The 21,367-nt window shown below is 72.4% G+C and carries 17 protein-coding genes and 1 pseudogene; 10 read left to right on the top strand and 8 right to left on the bottom strand.

The features are described 5' to 3' along the window. The 5 genes and pseudogenes from ACILRH_RS20935 to ACILRH_RS20915 all read left to right on the top strand — a co-directional run. A pseudogene (locus ACILRH_RS20935) lies at positions 1-447 on the top strand (DNA-directed RNA polymerase subunit beta'); the annotation flags it as partial. 720 nt (positions 448-1,167) lie between these two features. Further along, positions 1,168-1,677 carry a DUF4232 domain-containing protein gene (locus ACILRH_RS20930; RefSeq protein ID WP_395696009.1) on the top strand — a complete coding sequence of 170 codons (510 nt, stop codon included), beginning with the start codon at positions 1,168-1,170 and terminating at the stop codon, positions 1,675-1,677. Next, positions 1,674-1,967 carry a hypothetical protein gene (locus ACILRH_RS20925; RefSeq protein WP_395696008.1) on the top strand — a complete coding sequence of 98 codons (294 nt, stop codon included), beginning with the start codon at positions 1,674-1,676 and terminating at the stop codon, positions 1,965-1,967. Before ACILRH_RS20930 ends, ACILRH_RS20925 begins: the two co-directional genes overlap by 4 nt. Before the next feature lie 37 nt (positions 1,968-2,004). After that, positions 2,005-3,246 carry a geranylgeranyl reductase family protein gene (locus ACILRH_RS20920; RefSeq protein ID WP_395696007.1) on the top strand — a complete coding sequence of 414 codons (1,242 nt, stop codon included), beginning with the start codon at positions 2,005-2,007 and terminating at the stop codon, positions 3,244-3,246. An 8-nt stretch (positions 3,247-3,254) separates the two neighbouring features. Further along, positions 3,255-4,169 (top strand): NUDIX hydrolase, encoded by a 915-nt coding sequence (locus ACILRH_RS20915; RefSeq protein ID WP_395696006.1) that lies wholly within the window; start codon positions 3,255-3,257, stop codon positions 4,167-4,169. Here the strand turns inward: ACILRH_RS20915 and ACILRH_RS20910 are convergent. From ACILRH_RS20910 to ACILRH_RS20875, 8 genes are all read right to left on the bottom strand, one after another. After that, complete coding sequence (locus ACILRH_RS20910) at positions 4,132-5,142, bottom strand: hypothetical protein (RefSeq protein ID WP_395696005.1); 1,011 nt, start codon at positions 5,140-5,142, stop codon at positions 4,132-4,134. The two genes, ACILRH_RS20915 and ACILRH_RS20910, sit on opposite strands and share 38 nt — an antisense overlap. Beyond that, a complete protein-coding gene (locus ACILRH_RS20905) occupies positions 5,139-6,590 on the bottom strand; it encodes a substrate-binding domain-containing protein (protein WP_395696004.1) in 1,452 nt (483 codons plus the stop codon). The genes ACILRH_RS20910 and ACILRH_RS20905 overlap by 4 nt, the downstream gene beginning before the upstream one ends. Further along, complete coding sequence (locus tag ACILRH_RS20900) at positions 6,590-7,822, bottom strand: hypothetical protein (protein ID WP_395696003.1); 1,233 nt, start codon at positions 7,820-7,822, stop codon at positions 6,590-6,592. Before ACILRH_RS20900 ends, ACILRH_RS20905 begins: the two co-directional genes overlap by 1 nt. A 5-nt stretch (positions 7,823-7,827) precedes the next feature. Beyond that, entirely contained in the window at positions 7,828-8,781 is a 954-nt protein-coding gene (locus tag ACILRH_RS20895) for a hypothetical protein (protein WP_395696002.1), read from the bottom strand. After that, positions 8,781-10,442 (bottom strand): hypothetical protein, encoded by a 1,662-nt coding sequence (locus tag ACILRH_RS20890; protein ID WP_395696001.1) that lies wholly within the window; start codon positions 10,440-10,442, stop codon positions 8,781-8,783. The genes ACILRH_RS20895 and ACILRH_RS20890 overlap by 1 nt, the downstream gene beginning before the upstream one ends. After that, the gene (locus ACILRH_RS20885) at positions 10,442-12,595 is read right to left on the bottom strand and encodes a glycosyltransferase (protein ID WP_395696000.1); all 2,154 of its coding nucleotides are present in this window, start codon (positions 12,593-12,595) and stop codon (positions 10,442-10,444) included. The genes ACILRH_RS20890 and ACILRH_RS20885 overlap by 1 nt, the downstream gene beginning before the upstream one ends. Beyond that, a complete protein-coding gene (locus ACILRH_RS20880) occupies positions 12,592-12,879 on the bottom strand; it encodes a hypothetical protein (protein ID WP_395695999.1) in 288 nt (95 codons plus the stop codon). Before ACILRH_RS20880 ends, ACILRH_RS20885 begins: the two co-directional genes overlap by 4 nt. A 185-nt stretch (positions 12,880-13,064) precedes the next feature. Continuing rightward, positions 13,065-14,252, bottom strand: a complete 1,188-nt coding sequence (locus tag ACILRH_RS20875; protein WP_395695998.1) for a cellulase family glycosylhydrolase — start codon at positions 14,250-14,252, stop codon at positions 13,065-13,067. A 61-nt stretch (positions 14,253-14,313) separates the two neighbouring features. Between ACILRH_RS20875 and ACILRH_RS20870 the strand changes: the two genes are divergently transcribed. The 5 genes from ACILRH_RS20870 to ACILRH_RS20850 all read left to right on the top strand — a co-directional run bounded on the left by ACILRH_RS20870 (position 14,314) and on the right by ACILRH_RS20850 (position 21,365). Then, complete coding sequence (locus ACILRH_RS20870; RefSeq protein ID WP_395695997.1) at positions 14,314-15,567, top strand: hydroxyacid-oxoacid transhydrogenase; 1,254 nt, start codon at positions 14,314-14,316, stop codon at positions 15,565-15,567. 1 nt (position 15,568) lies between these two features. Beyond that, entirely contained in the window at positions 15,569-18,289 is a 2,721-nt protein-coding gene (locus ACILRH_RS20865; protein ID WP_395695996.1) for an FAD-binding and (Fe-S)-binding domain-containing protein, read from the top strand. A 79-nt stretch (positions 18,290-18,368) separates the two neighbouring features. After that, positions 18,369-19,583, top strand: a complete 1,215-nt coding sequence (locus tag ACILRH_RS20860) for a class I SAM-dependent methyltransferase (protein WP_395695995.1) — start codon at positions 18,369-18,371, stop codon at positions 19,581-19,583. After that, the gene (locus ACILRH_RS20855; protein WP_395695994.1) at positions 19,583-20,377 is read left to right on the top strand and encodes a hypothetical protein; all 795 of its coding nucleotides are present in this window, start codon (positions 19,583-19,585) and stop codon (positions 20,375-20,377) included. The genes ACILRH_RS20860 and ACILRH_RS20855 overlap by 1 nt, the downstream gene beginning before the upstream one ends. Then, positions 20,361-21,365: a DNA topoisomerase IB gene (locus ACILRH_RS20850; RefSeq protein ID WP_395695993.1), complete on the top strand. Its 1,005-nt coding sequence runs from the start codon at positions 20,361-20,363 to the stop codon at positions 21,363-21,365. The genes ACILRH_RS20855 and ACILRH_RS20850 overlap by 17 nt, the downstream gene beginning before the upstream one ends. Positions 21,366-21,367 lie beyond the last annotated feature (2 nt).

Here is a 21,367-nt window from a genome sequence, read left to right as displayed (position 1 = left end):
ATCGAGTCCGGTGACACCAACCTGCTCCCGTCCGACCTGGTCGACCGGGTGCGGTTCGAGGAGGAGAACCGGCGCGTGGTCTCCGAGGGCGGCAAGCCGGCCTCGGGTCGCCCGGTCCTCATGGGCATCACCAAGGCCTCGCTGGCGACCGAGTCGTGGCTCTCGGCGGCCTCCTTCCAGGAGACCACCCGCGTCCTCACCGACGCAGCGATCCACGGCCGCTCGGACTCGCTGCGCGGTCTGAAGGAGAACGTCATCATCGGCAAGCTGATCCCGGCGGGTACCGGCCTCGAGCGGTACCGCAACATCCGGGTGGAGCCCACCGAGGAGGCGCGTGCCGCGGCGTACTCCGTCACCGGCTACGACTCCTACGACTACGAGTTCGGCAACGGCTCGGGTCAGGCTGTCGCCCTGGACGACTTCGACTTCGGGTCGTACCAGAACTGAGCTGATCGCTCGTCCGAAGGCCTCGTCGCTCCTCGTGGGGGACGGGGCCTTCGGCCATTTCCGCGCCGATGGCGCGGCGCGGGGTCGGTGTGTGCTTCCTCGTCGTGCGGCGTGCTGGGCCGTCCGCCTGCGCCCTGTCGTGTCGCCGCCTCGTCGCTGCCTCGCCGTGTCGCCGAGGGCGTCGCTCGGGGTTGCGCGCCGTCGCGGCGCCACGCCTCGGCGTGACGCTCCTCCGCCGGCGCCACGGGGCTCCGGCGGCCGGCTTGCTCGTCGGCTTCTCGGTCGTGCTGGGTTGGTGGGTGGGTCGCCCTCCTCGTTGTTCGTGCTGGGTGCGGCGGCCTGCGGTCCGCCTGGTCGGCTCGTCGCTACCTTGCCGCGTCGCCGGTGGCGTGGGCGGTGCTAGGGCGCCGCGCCGGCGCCACGCCTCGGTTCGATGCTCCTCCGCCGACCTGGCGGCCTCCGGCCGCCGCCCGGCTCGCTGCCTCCTCGGTCGTGCTCGGGGTGGGGGTGCCTGGACGATGGAACTCACGGCTGGACGATGAAGCTTCGTCGTCCAGCCGTGAGTTTCGTCGGCCGGCCGATGAAACTCCCGGCCCGCGCCCGCGCCCGGGGGTGGTGGGGGACGGGTGGCGGGTGCATCGTGGGGAGCGGCAACCGAGCGGGCTCGCGGGGCATCTCACCGGTGTCGGGCCGCGGGGTCCGGGGTGGAGGAGGAGCGTCATGAGGAAGAGCAGCTGGGGCGTCGTCGTGGTGACGGCGCTGATGATGATCGGCGTGCCCGGGGCGGCGGGGGGTGCGACGGCGCGCGGGGTGGTCGAGTGCACCAACACCGAGCTGGCGGCGTCGTACCACGCCACGGGGGCTGCGACGAGCCACCGGTACGGCCGGATCGTGCTGCGCAACGGGTCCGACCACCCGTGCAGCATCCGCGGGTACGGCGGGCTGTCGTACGTCGGCGGCGGGGACGGGACCCAGATCGGGGCGCCGGCCGACCGGGACCCGAGCCGGGTGCGCACGATCGTGGTGCGACCGGGGCAGAAGGTGGTCAGCGTCGTCTCGGCGGCGGTGGCGAGCGCCTACCCGCGGCACCGGTGCCGGCCGGCGCACGTCGACGGGTTCCGGGTCTACGTGCCGGACGAGACGCACTCGCAGTACGTCGCGCACCCGACCACCGGCTGCCGCAACGAACGGGTTCACTTGCTGAGCCACAAGGCTTACCGTCGACCATGACCGATTCGCAGCATGGGGCCGTCGAGCAGGTCGAGAAGACCGACGAGCAGGCGGAGCAGGACCCGGACCAGCAGACCGACCAGCAGACCGACGAACGCGCCGAGGGGCAGACGGACGAGGAGGTCGAGCAGGAACGCCGCGAGCGGCTCGACCCCGACAACCGGCCCGAGCAGGCCGAGGTCGACAACACCGACCGCGAGTTCGACGAGGAGAAGGGGATGTTCACCGACTCCGAGGGCTACGAGGAGGCCGAGGAGCGGTTCCCGCCGATGGGCGAGCAGGGAGCCTGATTCCCGGCGGGGTGCGCTCGCCTGAGACAATCGGCGGGTGAGCAGCCCCGCGCAGACCGACCTCCTCGTGGTGGGCGCCGGCCCGGCCGGGTCGGCGGCCGCGGCGTGGGCGGCACGCGCCGGTCTGGACGTGGTGATCGCCGACTCCGCGACGTTCCCCCGCGACAAGACCTGCGGCGACGGGCTGACGCCGCGCGCGATCGGTGAGCTGCAGCGGCTCGGGCTCGAGGACTGGCTGCGCGCCCACACCGTCAACCAGGGGCTGCGCGCGCACGGTTTCGGGCAGGCCCTGCTGCTGCCGTGGCCGGGCGGCTCGCTGCCCGACTGGGGCTCGGCCGTGGCCCGGACCGAGCTCGACGACCACCTGCGGACGACGGCCATCAAGGCCGGTGCGGTCGCGGTCGACGGACACCGCGCGGTCGACGTCCGGATGGAGGGCGGCCGGGTGGCCGCCGTCGTCTTCCGGACCGCCGACGGACCGGTCGAGATCCGCTGCCGCCGGCTGGTCGTCGCCGACGGCGTGCGCTCGCCGCTGGGCAAGGTGCTCGGACGCGAGTGGCACCGGGAGACCGTGTACGGCGTCGCCGGCCGCTGCTACGTGACCTCCGGTCGGTCCGACGACCCCTGGATCAGCTCCCACCTCGAGCTGCGCGGCCGCGACGGCGAGATCCTGTCGGGGTACGGCTGGATCTTCCCGCTCGGGACCGGCGAGGTGAACGTCGGTGTCGGTACCCTCGCCACCGCCAAGCGGCCGGCCGAGGTCGCGATCAAGCCGCTCATGTCCTTCTACGCCGACGAGCGGCGCGCGGAGTTCGAGCTCGGCGACGAGCTGCGGATGCCGACGTCGGCGCTCCTGCCGATGGGCGGCGCGGTCTCGAACGTCGCCGGCCCCAACTGGGCCCTGATCGGCGACGCCGCGGCGTGCGTGAACCCGCTCAACGGTGAGGGGATCGACTACGGCCTCGAGACCGGGCGTCTGCTCGCCGAGCTCCTGGAGGAGCAGCCCGGTGCCGACCTGGGCGTCGTCTGGCCGGCACTGCTGCGCGAGCACTACGGCGAGTCGTTCTCGATCGCCCGCCGGTTGGCCGGGCTGGTGACGGTCCCGCGCCTGCTGCCGACGCTGGGGCCGGCCGGGATGCGCTCGGACTGGCTGATGACCCTGGCGCTGCGCTGGATGGGCAACCTGGTGACCGACGAGGATCGCGACCGGGCCGCCCGGGTGTGGCGCTGGGCCGGCCGGAGGTCGATCGCCCGCGACCACCGGCCTCCGTTCACGTGACCGAGCGGATGACCGGCCTTCCGAAGCGCCAGCGGGTCGCGGCGTACGCCGTGATCCTCCGCGACGACCAGATCCTGCTCAGCCGGCTGGCGGCGTCGGTGACGCCCGAGGAGCTGTGGACCCTGCCCGGTGGCGGTCTCGACCACGGCGAGGACCCCCGCGACGCGGTCGTCCGGGAGATCCGTGAGGAGACCGGGCTCGAGGCGACCGTGGGGGAGACCGCCCGGGTCTACTCCGCGCACCTGCCCGGAGCCTGGCGCGAAGGACGTCGCGTCGACGCGCACGCGCTGCGCATCGTGTACGACGGGTGGGTGCCGGTCGATGCGCCCGCCCCCCGGGTCCTCGAGGTCGGTGGGTCCACGGTCGAGGCGGCGTGGAAGCGCGTCGCCGACGTGCTCGACCAGACCGTGCCGGTCGCGCCGATGGTGCTCGAGGCGCTGGCGGACCACCGGCCCGCCCAGCGGCAGCGCCTCGCCGCGTACGCGTTCATCACCCGGGGCACGGACCTCCTGCTCACCCGGATCTCGTCGACCGGGCACCACAGCGGGTCGTGGACCCTGCCCGGCGGCGGGGTCGAGCACGGGGAGACCCCGCGCACCGCCGTCGTGCGGGAGGTCCGCGAGGAGTGCGGCATCGAGTGTGGCGTGGGCGAGCTGCTCGAGGTCCACGACGTGCACTTCGAGGGCACCGCGCCGACCGGACGTCGCGAGGACTTCCACGGCGTGCACCTGATCTTCCGGGCCACCGTCGCCGAGGACGCCGAGCCCCGCGTGGTCGAGCAGGGCGGCACCACGGACGCCGTCGCGTGGGTCCCGGTCGAGGCGGTCGAGGCCGGCGACCAGCCGGTCCTCGACGTCGTCACCGAGGCGCTCCGGGCCGCGGGCCTCAGGGCAGGGGAGCGGCCGCGATCTCGCAGACGTTGAGGTCGGGCTTCGTGGCGCTGTTCGACTTCACGTAGGAGGACAGCACCCACTGCTGCTTGACGCCGCCGACCGACCACCAGATGCGCATCATCCCGTTGCCGGGGACGCGCACGGGCCCGAGGAGCCCGGTCACCGGGTCCCACGGCAGGTCGTCGTAGTGCTCGACGTGGTCGTCGACGAGTCCTTCCTGGGTGATGTACTCGTAGTCCATGTAGGAGGTGGGGTCGTCGGTCGCCAGCGCGACCGACCGCTCACCGTTGCGCCCGGTCTCGCACGTCAGCTGCGCGGTCCCGAAGCCGGGGATCGCCGTCGCGCTGGTCGTGTGGGACGCGGCGTCGTCGTCGCCGTGCCAGCTCAGTCCGAACTGCTGGTCGGTGTCGGTGTTCAGGTCCAGGGTCATCCTGCAGTACTGGCTGCCGGGGTAGGCGAACCGCTCCCAGTACCAGGTCAGCTTGAACGCGGTCGCCGGCACGGCCAGGGCGCCGCCGCCCGGCTGGTTGCGCCCGGGACGCTGGCTGATGACGCCGTACGCAGTCCCCCGTTCGAAGTCCTCGATCGGGGTCTGCTGGTTCAGGCCCTCGTGCGCCTGCGGCCCGGTGCCGCCGGTGCCGTCGTCGGTGGCGGTGTCGTAGGTGTAGATCCGCACGTTCTTGACCGCGACGACGTCCCGGCCGCCCTTGGTCTCGAACTTCGCCAGCCACATCTGGGACTCGGCGCGACGGTTGTTGGCGTGCATGCGGATCATCGTGCTGTTGGGGCGGCAGACCAGGTCCACCTGGCCGATCCCGGGCACGTCGGCGGACTTCTGGTACTTCGGGTGCTTCTGGTAGCCCTGCCACTGGACGACGATCTTGCGTGATTGCTGGACCGCCCGCTGCGCGGCCGACCCGCCGGCGTACGTCGGTGCGACGCCGACCGTCGCCAGCACCAGGGCGAGGAGCAGGACGAGCAGGAGGGGGCGGTGACGGGTCATCGAGCAGGGTTCTCGCTCTGCACGGGTTCGGGGGTGGCCGTCGAGGTCTGGTCCTCGGGCGCGTAGAGCAACGGGTCCTTCTCCCCGGTCAGCCACTGCTGCTCCAGCCGCACCGTGTCGTTGGAGAGGGCGACCAGCCGGTTGTCGGCGGCCAGGGACTGCGCCGAGCGCAGGTAGTGCTGCATGAAGTCGCGCACCTCGGCCCGCGCGAGCGACCGCGTCGTGGTGGTGATCAGCAGCTGGCGGGCCAGCGGGTACTCACCCGAGGTGATCGTGCGCTGGCTGGGGAAGATGCAGTTCTCGCGACCGTCGGGGTCGGTGATCTCGAACGGCCGGAGCTGGTCCTCGAACAGCTCGTAGTAGCTGAACCGGAAGTAGGCGACGTGCCCGCGGTAGCGGTTGTAGAGCTCCCGGGCGTGGTTGACGTCGACGAACCGGGCGTTCACCTTGCGGTAGTGCACGAGCGCAGCGTTGTAGCGGTTGATCGCCTTGGCGCGGCGCACGAAGGCCGCGTCGACCCGGGCCTGGTCCTTGGCCTTGTCCGCGGGGCTCCGCTCGTCCCGGATCCCCTTGGCCCGCTCCGCCAGCGCGACCGCCAGCTCCTCGCGGGCCGCCTGCAGCTCCTGCCGCGCGTCCTGGACCATCTGGTTCGCCTGGGCCCGCAGCCGCGACGCGTCGTCGAAGCGGGCGGCCCGCTCCTGCATCCACGGCTTGCCGACCACGAACAGGCGGGCCGCCTCGTCGGAGTCCGCGAGGAAGTAGTCCGAGCGCAGGTCCACGCGGGACGGCTCGGGGGCGCCGAGGACGTAGCGGCCGAAGAAGCCGAAGCCCTCGTTGTCCGGGTTGGGGCCGCCGACCCGCAACGGGACGTCGTCGTAGCCCAGCGGCTCCTGGCTCCAGTTGGTCAGGGGCGAGCCCGCCCGCCAGATGTCGCGGACCTGGTCGGTGCTCAGGCAGTCGGCGCCCACGTCGGTCTCGGACTTGATCGCCACGACGACGGCCTCGGCCGCGACCTGGAACTGGACGACGTCGAGGCCGACGGCCTGGCAGGCCTCCCACTCGGCGCGGCTGATCGGACGCGCGGAGTCGACGAGGTCGATCTGGCCCGCGCAGAGCTCCTGGAAGGCCTGGTCCTCGCCGTTGTCGGCGAAGTTGACCTCCGCAGCGTTCGGGGTGGCCTCGTAGGCCGCCACCTCGCGCGGGGTCAGCGACCCGCCGGTGGACCCGTCGATGTCGACCTGGCCGGACGGGCGTGCCGGCAGCTGGGCGTAGGCGCGGTCGATGTCCTTGATCTGCGCCTGCTGGGCCTGGAAGTCGTTGGCCTGGCCCTCGCTGACGGTGTCGGTCGCCTCCTGGGACGGGTCGGAGCACGCGACCAGCAGGGAGAGCGAGACCGCGGCCACCGCCAGCGACCCGGCCAGGCGGGTCCGACGCGGGTTCCTGGTCATCACGGACTCACCTCCACGGTCACGGCGCCGGTCGGCGAGCTCGTCGCCGACGGCGAGCTGCTCGACGAGGGCAGCCCGCTCGGCGAGGCGGAGGGGGTCACCAGCGTGACCTCGTCCTCCTCGGGCGGGTAGTGGTAGGTCTGCCCGATCGGCAGCACCTCGAAGTCGTCGAGGGTCAGGCCCTGCAGCTCGTTGCCCTGGATCAGGTTGTCGGTCACGGTGCGCTGGGCGTACAGCGTCGGGACCGCGGCCCGGTCCACCACGATCGCGCCGTACGTGCGCAGGCAGGCGACGATCGCGTCGGCCATCCGCTGCTGCTGCTTGGTCAGCTTGATCAGCTTGCCCGTGATCGGGTCCCGCGGCTTCGGCAGCACGACGTCACGCTTGAGCCGGATGCGGGCGCCCTCGGGGACAGAGGACGGCCGGCCGTTCCCGTCGGTCGAGGATGCCGGCTGCACGAAGATGCCGGTCGCCGGGCCCGGGACGCTGATCGCCAGTGCGTGCTGGATCTCACCGGACTCGAGCTCGCCCGGCCGGATCAGGCCGGCGAACAGCGGCAGCCCCGAGCCGCGGGCGGCCTCGGTCCACGGCACGCTGTAACCAGGACCGTTCAGGTCCCACTTGCGCATGAAGTTGTAGGAGATCGTGTCGTCGTCCTCGCGGCGGGCGCGCCACAGGTCGTAGGCCACCGAGGCCGAGGTGTCGAACACCGTGTACCAGCCGTCGTACCGCGGGTCCGGGTCGACGTCGTCGGGGATGTTCAGCGTGGTCGTGTTCGAGCCGTCGCCGCAGACCAGCTGGCGGCAGACGAGCTGGGTGGGACGACCGCCCGCGACGACCGGGACGGTCCAGCGGTAGGTGTTGATGTAGAGGCCGCTGTCGACCAGGTCGCGCCGCTGGGTGATGAGGTTGGAGCCCGGCACCTCCGTGACGCCGACCCGTTCCTGGGCGAAGCGGATCATCCGGTCGGAGTGGACGTCGACGCGCACGGTGTCGATGCGGCGGTTCCAGGGCGAGGTGTCGCTGAAGAACCGGCGCTCGGGCACGACGACGCTGTTCGCCTCGTTCGGGTCGACGGTGACGACCACGTTGCCGCCCTTGGTGCTGTCGGTGCTGTCGTCGCTCCCGCCGCAGCCGGCGAGCGCGAGCGCGCTGCCGGTGACGAGCGCGAGGAGGACGGAGGTGCGGCGGTGCATGGCCCTGCTCTTCACGGTGCTGGTGGTGGTCGTCATGGTCGTCACGCCCCGCCCCCGCGACGCCGGCTCAAGGCGGCGTCGGTGGCGTCCGCGACCCGGGAGACCGAGTCGCTGAAGATCGCGAGGTGGTGGCCCTGGTCCTCCGGGTCGGCGTGCTCCTCGGCGAGGTCGCCGGCGCGCAGCCGGGCCGCGCTCACGATGGCGTGCGCCTCGCGGCGCGACTGGAGGCGGATCAGCTCCGCGTCCAGCTCGGCCTGGGAGGTGACCAGCTCGTAGCGGCGGGTCGCCTCGAGCTCCATCGCCTCGAGGTGGCGCAGCGTGGCCTGCTCGGCGGCGCGCATCCGGGCGATCACCTCGACCGCGATCTCGTCGACCGCGCGCGCGGCGTCGACCACGCGCCGCTCGGCGGGAGCCTGGGCGACGACGGGCACCGGGGGCGGCTCGACCGCCGGTGCGGGCACCGGGGCCTGCGAGACGACCGGCTCGGCGACCGGTGGTGCGACGGGCGCGGCGGCCGGCTCGGGCTTGGCGGTGGCCTGCTTCTTCGGCCGCCGGACCTTCTTCGGCCGGGGCGGCGCCAGGGCGGGCTCCATCACCCGGGTGGCGGTCGGCTCGGGCTCGGGCTCCGGGACGACGTCGGCGACGGGCTCGGGTGCGGGCTCGGCGACGGCCTCGACGACGGGCTCGACGACGGGCTCGGGCTCCGGGGTCGGCTCGGGTTCCGGGGCGACCTCGGCGACCGGCTCGGACTCGGCTGCCGGCTCGGCGACCGGCTCGGCGTCCGCGGACTGGGCCCGGCGCTCGGCCTCGCGCCGCGCCCGCACCGTGTCGGGGCGGGCGGCCCGGGCCGCGGCCGACCCGGGGGTCGGCTGCTCCGCGGCCGCGAGCGTGGCGGAGAAGTCGACCTGACCGATCCGGCTGTCGTCGGTGAGCGAGGAGAGCACGTCGTCGACCGAGGGCGGCGGGGCGATGGGTGACTGGCGCTGGTCGGCCATCACGAACCTCCCTGCAGCTGCTGATCGGTGGCCTGGTCCGGCGAGTAGCCGGCCGGCACGCTCACCAGGACGTAGCGCGGCGTGCTGTAGACGACCTGCAGCTGCGGGTCGTTGCCGGCGGCGGCGTCCGGGTAGAGCTTGGTGAGCAGGTCGCCGTTGTCGGCGACGTCGAGGAGCATGTAGTCGACCTCGCCGGCGGGGTCGCGGGCGACCTCCTTCCAGGGGCCGTCGCTCTTGTCCACCCGGTCGAAGAAGTACTCCGGGTGGCCGGTCAGCATCATCACGGCGTAGGTCTGGGCGTTGTCGGTCAGGATCGAGTTGCCCGTGGTGACGTTGTTGCGGATGTACTCCGCCATCGCCTGCTCGGAGACGATGCCGACCTTGTCACCGTTCAGGGTCTCCGCGCCCTCCTGCGACTCACCGGTGGTGATCGCGGCGGCGAACGGAGCCTCGAGGTTCTGGTAGCGGTAGGTCTTCATCGCGTTCAGCGTCCACGGGATGCTGACGAGCAGGGCCACGACGACCAGCCCGGCCACCAAGGTGCTGCCCTCGTCGGCGGACCGCGCCAGCCAGACCGCCCCGATCACCGAGATGAGCAGGATCGGCAGGGCGTTGCGCATGAGCATCGGGGAGTCGGTGAGCCGGAAGGCGACCGCCAGCGCCGGGGTGAGGATCGCTGCCGCGAGCAGCACGCCGAGCCAGAGCGCGAACGGGTTGCTGCGCGCGAAGCCGGAGAAGATCAGCATCGGCAGGACCAAGATGGCCAGCGGTGCGCCGTAGAGGACCAGCTCCCCGGTGGCCTTCATCAGGTCGACCGCCGAGAACATGTCCAGGCCGCCCGACGCTGCGGAGTCGCTGCTCTGGGTGACCCAGTTGAACGGGTTGTAGAGCAGGATGAAGTTGAAGACCGTCCACAGCGCCACGACGTAGACCGTGGGCGCGGTGAACCCGACCACGGTCCCCTCGACCTCGGTGCCGTCCGCGCCGAGCCGCGCCAGGATCGCGCCGACCATGATGGCGCTGAGCACGAAGAGGGTCAGCGAGGAGTAGCCGGCCAGGGCGGCCACCGAGTACGAGATGGCGGCCAGCATCACCCAGCGGACGTCCGCCGTGATGTACCACGCCATCAGCGAGCCGAGCGCGGTCACCACGAACGCGATCCACATGAAGTGCCGGGTGCCGGTGGTGGCGTACAGGAGCACCAGCGGGTTCGCGCCGAGCGAGAGCAGCAGGGCATAGCGCAGGGGGCCGGCGATCAGCGCGCGGCGCATCATCGTGTTGAAGGCGACCATGGTGAACGCGGCGAAGATCGCCGAGGCGACCGGTACGGCGGCCATCGAGGTCACGAAGCCGCGGAAGACCGCCAGCGGCGTGATCAGCAGGGTCGAGAGCGGCGGGTAGTCGAAGCCGATGGCCGACAGCTTCGCCGGGTCGTTGTGCCACACCATGAGTGCCCGGTTGAGGCGGTCGAGGGTCTCGAAGCCGACCACGTGCAGGTCGACGACGACCCAGTAGCCGAACCAGCTGTAGCCGACGGCGAAGAAGAGGAAGACCAGGATGCTCTCCCAGCGACGCTTCGGCACGTCGTTCGGCTTGCGGCCGACGAGCTGGACGACGCCGCTGAGGCGTTCCTTGGTGTGCAGGACGGTCGGGGTGCTCATCACGAACCTGCCGATCCGTCGTCGAGGCCGTGGGTGGTCTTCTCCCAGTAGAACGGGTTGGTGAAGAGCTGGATGAAGCCCTTCCAGGCCGCCCAGCTCATCAGGCCCCAGTAGAGCGGCGAGATGAGCGCCGTCCGGGTCAGGGAGAACTCACCGCGCTGGAGGCTCCCGGCCACGCTGAGGTAGACGAAGATGAAGTTGCCGATGAAGAGCAGCCCGCTGGCGACGTAGAAGATGATGCCCGGGAAGAGCTGCTCGATGAAGCCGGCCTGGGTGAAGACGTAGAGCGTCGTGAGGCCCCAGAAGATCGGGTTGAGCAGCAGCACGAAGGCCGTCAGCATCGTCAGGTTGAAGCTGAGGAAGCCGCGCATGCCGGTCGCACGGAGCAGCGACATCGGGTGCCGCATGTGCACGAGCCAGGTCTGGATGTAGCCCTTGTTCCAGCGGCTGCGCTGGCGGATCCAGTTCGGGACCTGGGAGTTGGCCTCCTCGAGCGTCGTCGAGTCGATCATCGCGGTCCGGTAGCCCTCGCGGTGCAGGCGGATGCCGAGGTCGGCGTCCTCGGTCACGTTGAAGGGGTCCCAGGCGCCGAGGTCGCGCAGCTTGGAGGTGATGAAGTGGTTGGAGGTGCCGCCCAGCGGGATCGGCGCCTCGGCGGCACCCATCGCGGGCAGGATCAGCTCGAAGTGCATCGAGTACTCGTTGGCGAACCAGGCGGTCAGGATGTTCTGGTCCTGGTTGAAGTGGTTCAGCTTCGCCTGGACGCACACGACGTTGCTCGCGACCCGGCTGAACGCGATGAAGGCCTTCTTCAGCTGGTCCGGGTCGGGTCGGTCCTCGGCGTCGTAGATCACGCAGAAGTCGCCGGTGGCGAGCTGGAGCCCGTAGTTGCAGGCCTTCGGCTTCGTCTTCGGCTGGCTGTCGGGGACGACGACCAGGTGGAAGTGCGGCGGCAGCTGCATCTCCCGGATCCTGGTGACCGTCTCCTGGTCGTCCTCCTCGCAGAGCAGCTTCACGTCGAGACGGGTCCGTGGGTAGTCCAGCGCGTTGATGTCGCGCACCAGGCGCGGCACGATCGCCGCCTCCTTGTAGAGGGGCACGAGGATCGTGTACATCGGGAGGTACCGCTCGTCGAGCGCCGCGATCTCCTCGTCGGTGACGTCGGTCTCCAGGTGCGTGCCCAGGGCCTGCATGGTCAGCCGGACCTTGTAGACCGTCACCACGAGGTAGAGCGCGCTGCACAGTCCGACCAGGCCGATCGCGGTCGGCCAGGGCCAGATGACCCCGCAGACCACGACGATGATCGCGAAGATCACCAGCCCGGCCTTCTGGCCGCCCGAGATGACGATGTGGGCGGACTCCTCGGGCCGGGTCTCCATCAGCAGCCGGGTCGAGACCTCGGCGTAGTGCCGGGAGTGGACCCGCTGGATCAGCTGGTCGAGCTCGCTGCGGTTGGCCAGCAGCTGGCGGAACGGCGAGCCGAGCGCCTCCTCCACCTGCGCGGCGCGGTCCGCGTCCAGCGGCCGGGCGACGGCGAGCAGGACCAGGTCCTCGGTCGCGGCGACGGGCACGGCCTGGAAGGCGAGCGCGAGCGGCTCCGGGAGCCGGCGGGCGACCTCCATGTCCGGGGCGAACTCGGAGAGACCGACACGCTGCATCTGGTACATCTCGGACAGCGCCGCGACGAGCACGTCCTCGCTGATCGCCTCGTGCGAGACCAGGATGTCGCCGAGCGGGTCGCCGGTCCGGGAGTACTCGAGCATCGCCCGCTGGAGCTGCTCGTCGGTGATCAGCCCGCTGCGGGTGAGCATCTGCGCCATCTGCATCCGGGCGCGGCGCGCCTCGGGCGTCTCCATCTCGGTGCCCTGCGGCGGGTAGACCGAGTCGATGGCGGCGGTGATCTCGTTGACCGTGTGCCGGACCAGCCGGACCGGGCGGTCGATCCGCTCGGCCACGACCTGGGCGGTGATGCCGTCGTCGGCGTCCGCGGCCGCGACGAGCACGACGCCGTCGAGCGACGCGTACGGCATCACCCGGAAGGTGCGGCAGATGCCCTCCGGGATCAGGTAGCGCAGGTCCTGGTCGACGCCGTCGGTCAGCCGCGGACTGCGGCGGACGTCGGCGGACGTCGAGGAGGAGGTGGTGCTGGTCATGAGGTCCCCGCTCCGAAGCCGTGGCTCGACCGCGGGGCCGACTCGGTGCCCGGGTGGGTGCCGGGCTGGCCGGGCTGGGCCGCCCCGGCGGGCGGTGCGTCCGACTTCTTCTTCCGGCCGCGGAACATCGCGTAGACGAAGTACGCCCCGAGCAGCACCACGAGGGGGGCGATGAGGAAGCTGAGCATGACGGTGGCGAAGATCGCCAGCGTCAGCAGGATGCCGAGGACGGCAGCGCCGACCGACTTGGTCGCCGGCCGTGACGGGCTTGCCTGCACGGTCATGTTCTCTTCCCCCCTGCTCGGCATCCCCCAACACCGAGAACGTCGATCCAACCACCCCCATGGTGGACTCGATCTCTGTCACGGTAGTGCCGTTTCAGGCACATCCAGGGGCGGTCTGGTCCACCGTTGATGGCCTGTTGCCGGATCGTTGACCGGGCGTGGATCGGCTGTTGCTTTCGGGCCCCTCAGGGGGTGCTCTGAGCGTGCCCGGTGAGCCACTTCCGGGCCGTGAGGCCGTACGCCGTGGGGTGGCCGCGCTCGTCGGTCACCAGGGCCATCGGGTCGGCGGGGTGGTCGGCCCACACCCAGAACAGCACGCCGATCTCGTGCTCGTCGGCCCACGCGAGGTAGCGGTCGACGTACCCGTCCTCGGGGTGCTCGGCCCCGAGCTCCGAGGTGATGACCGGGACGCGGTCGGCGAGGTTGCCGAGCACGTCGTTCCAGCACTGCTCGTCGTCGCAGTCCTTGAAGTCGTAGGAGTGGACCGCGGCGACGATCTGGTCGTCGTCCGGGGCGAACTCGGCCCAGTGGCTGAGGTCGTTGGCGTAGTCCAGGCCGCCCAGCAGGACCGGCTGCTCGGCTCCCGCGCTCCGGATCGCACTGAGGACCGCCGCCATGCCCTGGACGGTGTAGGTCACCCGTCCGAGCGTGGCCGTCTGGTCGTCCTCCGCCGGGGCCTGGCAGCCGCCGTCGCGCCAGCACTTCCAGGTCAGGTCGAACAGGAACGTGGTACCGCTGGCGTTGTAGCGCGAGTAGGGCTCGTTGAAGGCGTCGAACATCACCGACGGGTTGCCGGCGTACGCAGTGGCGACCGAGTTCCAGAACGCGATGGACTCCGAGTCCGGCATCGCGAGGTTGCCGAACTCCGGCTGTCCGATCCGCTTGCGGCTGTGCAGGTCGAGGATCACCACCAGGCCCTCGTCGTTGAGCGCCGCGACGAACTTCCGCACCTCGTCGCGGTAGCCCGCGACCGTGCGCTCCTCGTACTGGTCGCTCACCGGGGCGCCGCGGGTGCCGAGCCAGCAGTCCTGGTTGAGCGGGAGCCGGACGGTGTTGGTGCCCCACTTCGCGATCATCTTCGCCTCGGTGGCGTAGGGGTCGCGGGCGACGATGTTGTCGAGCGCCGAGTAGCCCCAACCCTGGGCGCACGCGTACTCGAAGCTGCTCCAGTTCACCCCGCGCGGCACGAACGCGAGGCCGTTGCGCTCGTCGACGATCCGGTTGCCGTCGACGACGGGGTGCGGCGCTCCGGTGTCGGGCGAGCCGAACGAGGCGATGGGGGAGCGCAGCTGGGTGTACAGCACACCACCGGCCACGAGCACGACGGCCAGGCCGAGCACGACCCAGCGCGCATGGCGCCACACACGGCGCATCGGAAGCCCCCCTTCCCCGCTGCGCTCAGGGTACAAGGTGCGTGGCGGTTAGGTTGGCGGAGTGAGCGAGACCGTCTTCACCTACGCCGCGCCCGCCCTCAAGTTCGGCGCCGGCGCCAGCGCCGAGGTCGGCCACGACCTGGCGGCGTACGGCGCCCGCCGGGTGCTGCTCGTCACCGACCCGGGAGTGGCCGCCACCGGGCACCCCGCGCGGATCGCCGAGCAGGTCGCGGCGCACGGGATCGACGTGACGACGTACGACGCCGCGCGCGTCGAGCCGACCGACGACTCGCTGCGCGCCGCGGTGGCGTTCGCCCGCGACGCCGGCCCGTTCGACGCGATCCTCGCGGTCGGTGGGGGCTCCTCGATCGACACCGCGAAGGCGGTGAACCTGCTGACCACGAACCCCGGTGAGCTGATGGACTACGTCAACGCCCCGGTCGGCGGGGGACAGGCGCCGACCGAGCCCCTGCTGCCGCTCGTCGCGGTGCCGACGACGACCGGCACCGGCTCGGAGAGCACGACCATCTGCGTGCTCGACGTGCTGTCGCTGCACGTCAAGACCGGCATCAGCCACCCGGCGCTGCGCCCGACGCTCGCCGTGGTCGACCCGACGCTCACGGTCAGCCAGCCGGCCCTGGTGACGGCTGCGGCGGGCATGGACATCGTCTGCCACGCCCTCGAGAGCTGGACGGCGCGCTGGTACGCCGACCTCCCGGCGAAGCGGCCCGAGCAGCGGGTGCCCTACTGCGGCGCGAACCCGATCGCGGACCTGTGGGCCGAACGCGCCCTCACCCTGCTCGCGGGCGTGTTCCGCGACGCGGTCCGGGACGGCTCCGACCTCGTCGCCCGCGAGCGGATGGCGATGGCGGCCACCTTCGCCGGGCTCGGGTTCGGGAACGCCGGCGTGCACATCCCGCACGCCAATGCCTACCCGGTCGCCGGCCGGGTGCGCGACTTCCGGCCCGACGGCTACCCGGACGTGATGGTGCCGCACGGGATGGCGGTGGCACTGACCGCGCCGGCGGCGTTCCGCTTCACCTACGAGGCCGACCCCGAGCGGCACGTGCACGCCGCCCGGCTCCTCGACCCCGACGTCGCGCCCGGCCCGGACGCCCTGCCGAGCGTGCTGACCGCGCTGATGCGCGACATCGGGCTGCCCAACGGGCTCGCGGAGGTCGGGTACGGCGACGCCGACGTCGACGATCTCGTGGCCGGCGCCCTCCAGCAGCAGCGGCTGCTGGCGACGGCGCCGCGCAGTCCCACGGACGAGGACCTCGCGGCGGTCTTCCGGGACTCGATGGAACACTGGTGACGTGCTGAACGACGCTCCGGACGCGGCCGTGCCGGACCTCGCTCCGGCCGACCTGGTGGCGGCGCTGCGCCGTCGGGGCGTCACCGACGTCGACGACTCGACCCTGACCCGGGCGCTCTACTCCTCCGACGCCTCGCTCTACCGGGTCGTCCCGCAGGTGGTCGTCCGGCCCCGGCACGCCGACGAGCTCGACGCCGTCCTCGACGTGGCCGCGGACGCCGGGACGCCGGTCACCATGCGCGGCGCCGGCACCTCCATCGCCGGCAACGCGGTCGGCACCGGCATCGTCGTCGACACCCTCCGGCACCTGAACCGGGTCGTCTCCGTCGATCCCGAGGCGCGCACGGCGGTCGTCCAGCCCGGCGTCGTGCACGCCGACCTCCAGCGCGCGGCCGCACCGCACGGCCTGCGCTTCGGGCCGGACCCCTCGACCCACACCCGCTGCACGATCGGCGGGATGATCGGCAACAACGCCTGCGGGTCGCGGGCGCTCGGCTACGGCCGCACCGTCGACAACGTGGTCGCCCTCGACGTCGCCCACGGGCCCGGCGCGACCGACGTCGCCGCCCGGCTGGGTGCCCTCGTCGACGGCCACCTCGCCCACGTCCGCACCTCCTTCGGCCGGTTCTCGCGACAGGTCAGCGGCTACTCCCTCGAGCACCTGCTGCCCGAGAACGGCCGGTCGCTGGACCGCTTCCTCGTCGGCTCCGAGGGCACGCTCGCGCTGGTGCGCGAGGCGACCGTGCGGCTCGTCGACGACCGGGTCGAGCGGCAGCTGGTGGTGCTCGGCTACCCCTCGATGGTCGACGCCGCGGACGCCGTACCCGCGCTGCTCGCGGCGACGTCCGGCGGGATGGTCGCCTGTGAGGGGCTCGACGCCCGGATCGTCGACCTGGTACGGACCCGCGGCGGGTCGGTGCCCGAGCTGCCGCGCGGGGCCGGGTGGCTCTTCGTCGAGGTCGTGGACGCCGGGCTGGTAGCGCGCGTGGTCGCGGAGTCCGGGGCCCTCGGGCACCGCGTCGTCGCCGAGGGCCCGGAGGCCGCCGCGCTGTGGCGGATCCGGGAGGACGGGGCCGGCCTCGCGGCCCGGTCGCTGTCGCGGCCGGCGTACTCCGGCTGGGAGGACGCGGCGGTGCCGCCCGAGCGGCTGGGCGCGTGGCTGCGGGACTTCGACGAGCTGCTCCGCGAGCACGGGCTGGACGGGGTTCCCTACGGCCACTTCGGTGACGGCTGCGTGCACGTGCGCATCGACTTCACCTTCGCGGACGGGGGGACCTCGTTCCGCGATTTCCTCACCGCGTGCGCACGGAAGCTGCGCGAGCACGGCGGCTCGCTCTCCGGCGAGCACGGCGACGGCCGGGCCCGCTCGGAGCTGCTGTCGCTGATGTACGACGAGGAGTCGATCGCCCTCTTCGGCGCCGTCAAGGCGATCTGCGACCCGCGCGGCCTGCTCAACCCCGGCAACATCGTCGACCCGCGACCGCTCGACGCCGACCTGCGGCCGGCGCGGCCCCGGCCGGCGATCCCGCTCGCGGACGCCGTCCACCACTGCACCGGCGTCGGCAAGTGCGTCGCACCGCGGACCACCGGCGTGATGTGCCCCTCCTACCTCGCCACGCGGGATGAGAAGGACTCCACCCGGGGCCGGTCTCGGGTGCTGCAGGAGGCGCTGGACGGCGAGCTCGTGCACGGACTCGCCGACCCGGCCGTGCACGAGGCGCTCGACCTGTGCCTGGCGTGCAAGGGCTGCGCGTCGGACTGCCCGACCGGGGTGGACATGGCGACCTACAAGGCCGAGGCGCTGCACGCGACCTACTCCGGGCCCGGCAGCGCGCGGCGGCCGCGCAGCCACGTGCTCCTCGGCCGGCTGCCGAGGTGGGCCCGGCTGACCGCGCCGGTGGCGCCGGTGGCGAACCGGATGATGCGGCTCGGGCCGGTCGCGCGGCTGGCGAAGGCGACCGCCGGCATCGACCAGCGCAGGTCCATCCCCGCGTTCGCGCCGCGGACGCTGCGGAGGACGGCGGGCGTCGCCGAGCGGATCCCGGACGTCTGGATCTGGGCGGACTCCTTCACCGACCACTTCTTCCCGTCCAGCGCGCTCGCGGCCATCCGGTTCCTGGACTCGGTCGGCGTCACCGCCCGGGTCATCGCCGACGACGCCTGCTGCGGGCTGACCTGGATCACCACCGGACAGCTCGACGAGGCCCGGTCGATCCTGCAGCGCACCGTCCGCACGCTCACGCCGTACGTCGAGTCCGGTGTCCCGGTCGTCGGGCTCGAGCCGTCCTGCCTGGCGACGCTGCGCAGCGACGCCGAGGAGCTGACCGGGTCGAGCGTCGGCGTGCTCACCTTCGCCGAGCTGCTGGAGCGGCTCGACCTGCCGCTGCCGTCGCTGGCCGGCGTCGAGGTGGTGGCGCAGCCGCACTGCCACCACGCCTCGGTCCTCGGCTGGGCGGCCGACCGGCGGCTCCTCGAGCGGGCGGGCGCCACGGTCACCCAGGTCGCCGGCTGCTGCGGCCTCGCCGGCAACTTCGGCATGGAGAAGGGGCACTACGACGTGTCCGTCGCGATCGCGGAGACCCACCTGCTCCCCGCAGTGCGCGCGAACCCGAGCGCCGTGGTCCTCGCCGACGGCATGTCCTGCCGGGTCCAGCTCGACGACCTCGCCGGCGTCCCCACGATGCACCTCGCCGAGCTCCTCGCTTCTAGAGTGGACCGGTGAACCCCCGCCACCGCCGCCTCGTGATCCCGATCGCGCTGGGGGCGCTGCTGCTCATCGTCGTCGTCGCGGCGGTCCTCAAGTGAACGAGCCGCTGCTGCGGGCCCTGAACCGGATGCGGGGGCTCATCCTCGACCCCGACGTGCTCGTGAAGGCCGTCGCCTCCGGGCGGCAGAAGGGCGAGCGGCCGACCTGGCGTCGTGCCGAGCTGCGCTACGTCGACCTCAAGGCCGGGCGGCACCTCCAGGTCACGACCTACGACGACACCCAGGCGCACACCGCCAACCATGCCGTCGGCGATGCCGCACGGGACGCCGTGGACGCGCTGCTCGACGAGCCGTTCGGCAACTGGCACGTCGACACCACGAGCCAGAGCCACCAGGTCCGGGTGACCAAGAAGCTCGAGGCTGTCGTCCACACCACCGACCGCGCGGCCCCGGTAGAGGCCGACCGCGGCCACGACCGGGACAAGGCGCGGCTTCTGCCCGAGGACGACCCGGTGTTCGTCGCGCTGGGCATCTCCGACAAGGACGGACGCCTGAAGCCGAGCCGCCAGGCCAAGTACCGCCAGGTCGAGGAGTTCCTCCGGCTGCTCGACTCCTCGATCACCGACGCGCTCGAGAAGGGCCACCTGCGCCGTCCCACGGCGGAGGACCCGTTGCGGATCGCCGACCTCGGCTGCGGCAACGCCTACCTGACCTTCGCCGCCGACCGCTACCTGACCTCCGTGCGCGGGCTCCCCGTGCGCCTGGTCGGTGTCGACGTCAAGGAGCAGTCGCGCGACCACAACAGCGCGGTCGCCGCCGACCTGGGGGTGGCCGCCGAGTTCGTGGTCGGCACCATCGGCGGGGTCGCGCTGGACCCCGCGCCGGAGTTGGTGCTGGCGCTGCACGCCTGCGACACCGCGACCGACGAGGCGCTCGCCCAGGCCGTGCGCTGGGGGGCCCAGCTCGTGCTGGCCGCACCGTGCTGCCACCACGACGTGGCCGCGCAGCTCCGCAAGGCACCGACCCCGGCGCCGTACGCCATGCTCACCCGGCACGGCATCCTCCGCGAGCGGCTGGCCGACACGCTCACCGACGCGCTGCGCGCCTCGCTGATGCGCCAGCAGGGCTACCGGGTCGACGTCGTGCAGTTCGTCGAGAGCCAGCACACGCCGCGCAACACGATGCTGCGCGCGGTCCGCACCGGTGCGCCGGTGAAGGGCGGCTCGGTGCGCAAGGAGTACGACGACCTGGTCGCCACGTGGAGCCTGCGGCCGAGGCTGGCGGAGCTGCTGGCCGGTCAGCAGGGCTGATGCTGCCCGCCCCGCCGGTCGACTTCGTCTTCCAGGACCCGGCGATCGTGGAGTCGAGCGGGCTGGTCGTCGACGGCGACCTGTTCGTGACCGTCAACGACTCCGGGGACCGGGGCCGGGTCTTCACCGTCGACGGGTCCGGCGCGACGGTCGGGGTGACCTCTTGGTCGCCGGCCCCCGTCGACGTCGAGGCGCTGGCCCCGGCAGGCCCCGGAGAGGTCTGGGTCGGCGACATCGGCGACAACACCGCCTCGCGGGCCTCGGTGTCCGTGCTCCGGGTGCCGACCGGACCCGGCGACCGCACGGTCACGCCGCCGTCGTACGCGCTGGTCTACCCCGACGGCGCCCACGACGCCGAGACGCTGCTGGCCGCCCCGGACGGCCGGCTCTACATCGTCACCAAGGACCTCGCCGGCGGCACGGTGTACGCGGCGCCGCAGCAGCTGTCCAGCGACCACCCGAACCGCCTCGAGCCGGTCGCAGCGGCGCTGCCGTTCGCGACCGACGGGGCGTTCCTCCCCGACGGGCGGCACGTCGTGGTGCGCGGCTACGGCAGCGCCGCTGTCTCCACCTACCCGGGGTTCCGCGAGGTGGCGCAGCTCCCGCTGCCGGCGCAGCGGCAGGGCGAGGCGATCGCCGTCGGCGAGGACGGCTGGGTCCACGTGAGCAGCGAGGGCGAGCACACGCCGGTGCTGCGGGCCGTCGCGGTCTCGGTGTGGGGCTGGCTGGACGACGCGGTCGGGTTTGTCGACCGTGCGCTGCGGCTACTCCTCGGCCATGGTTCGGCTCCGTAGGACGTCGCCCGACCAGCCGGGCTGGACCCGGCGGCGGGCCGGGCGCGGCTTCGTCTACCTCGACACGCACGGCGACCGGCTCCCCGAGGAGGACGCCGAGCGGATCCGCGCGCTGGTCATCCCGCCGGCCTGGAAGGACGTCTGGGTCACGCCCTACCCCAACGGCCACCTGCAGGCGGTCGGCACCGACGACGCCGGTCGGCGGCAGTACCTCTACCACCCGGAGTGGCGCACCCGCCGGGACGCGGAGAAGTTCGACCGGATGCTGATGTTCGGCCGTGCGCTGACCAAGGCGCGCGAGCTCGTCGTCGCCGACCTCGGCCGTGAGGGGATGCCGCTGGAGCGGGCGTGTGCGGCGGCGGTGCGCCTGCTCGACCTCGGCTACTTCCGGATCGGCAACGACGTGTACGCCGACGAGAACGGGTCGTTCGGCCTCACCACCCTCGAGCGGCGGCACGTGCGCCGGCACCAGGACCGGCTGGTGTTCGCGTTCGTCGGCAAGTCGGGTGTCGAGCACCGGATCGAGATCGACGACGTCACCGTCGTGGAGGCGATCGAGATCATGCGCCGGCGCCGCGGCGAGGACCTGCGGCTGCTCGCCTACAAGGAGGGTCGGTCCTGGCGCTCGATCCTGCCCGACCTGGTCAACGAGTACGTGCGCTCGTCCACCGGGCTGGAGGCCACCGCCAAGGACTTCCGCACCTGGCACGCCACGGTGCTGGCCGCCGCCGCCCTCGCCGAGACGCCGGAGCCGGGGCACACCGCGGCGTCGCGCAAGCGCGCGGTGGCCGGCGCGATGAAGGAGGTCGCGTCGTTCCTCGGCAACACGCCGACCCTGGCCCGGTCGGCGTACGTCGACCCGCGGGTCGTCGACGCCTACACCGAGGGGCGGACGATCGAGCGGACGACGCGGCGCACCTACGCCAACCCCGACGAGCGGCAGGCCGCGCTGGAGCGTGCGACGCTCAAGCTGATCCGCGACAGTTGACC

Origin of the sequence: Nocardioides sp. (genome assembly GCF_044226765.1) — a bacterium.
Taxonomy (GTDB): Bacteria; Actinomycetota; Actinomycetes; order Propionibacteriales; family Nocardioidaceae; genus Nocardioides.
This window is presented reverse-complemented; position numbering and strand designations above follow the sequence as displayed.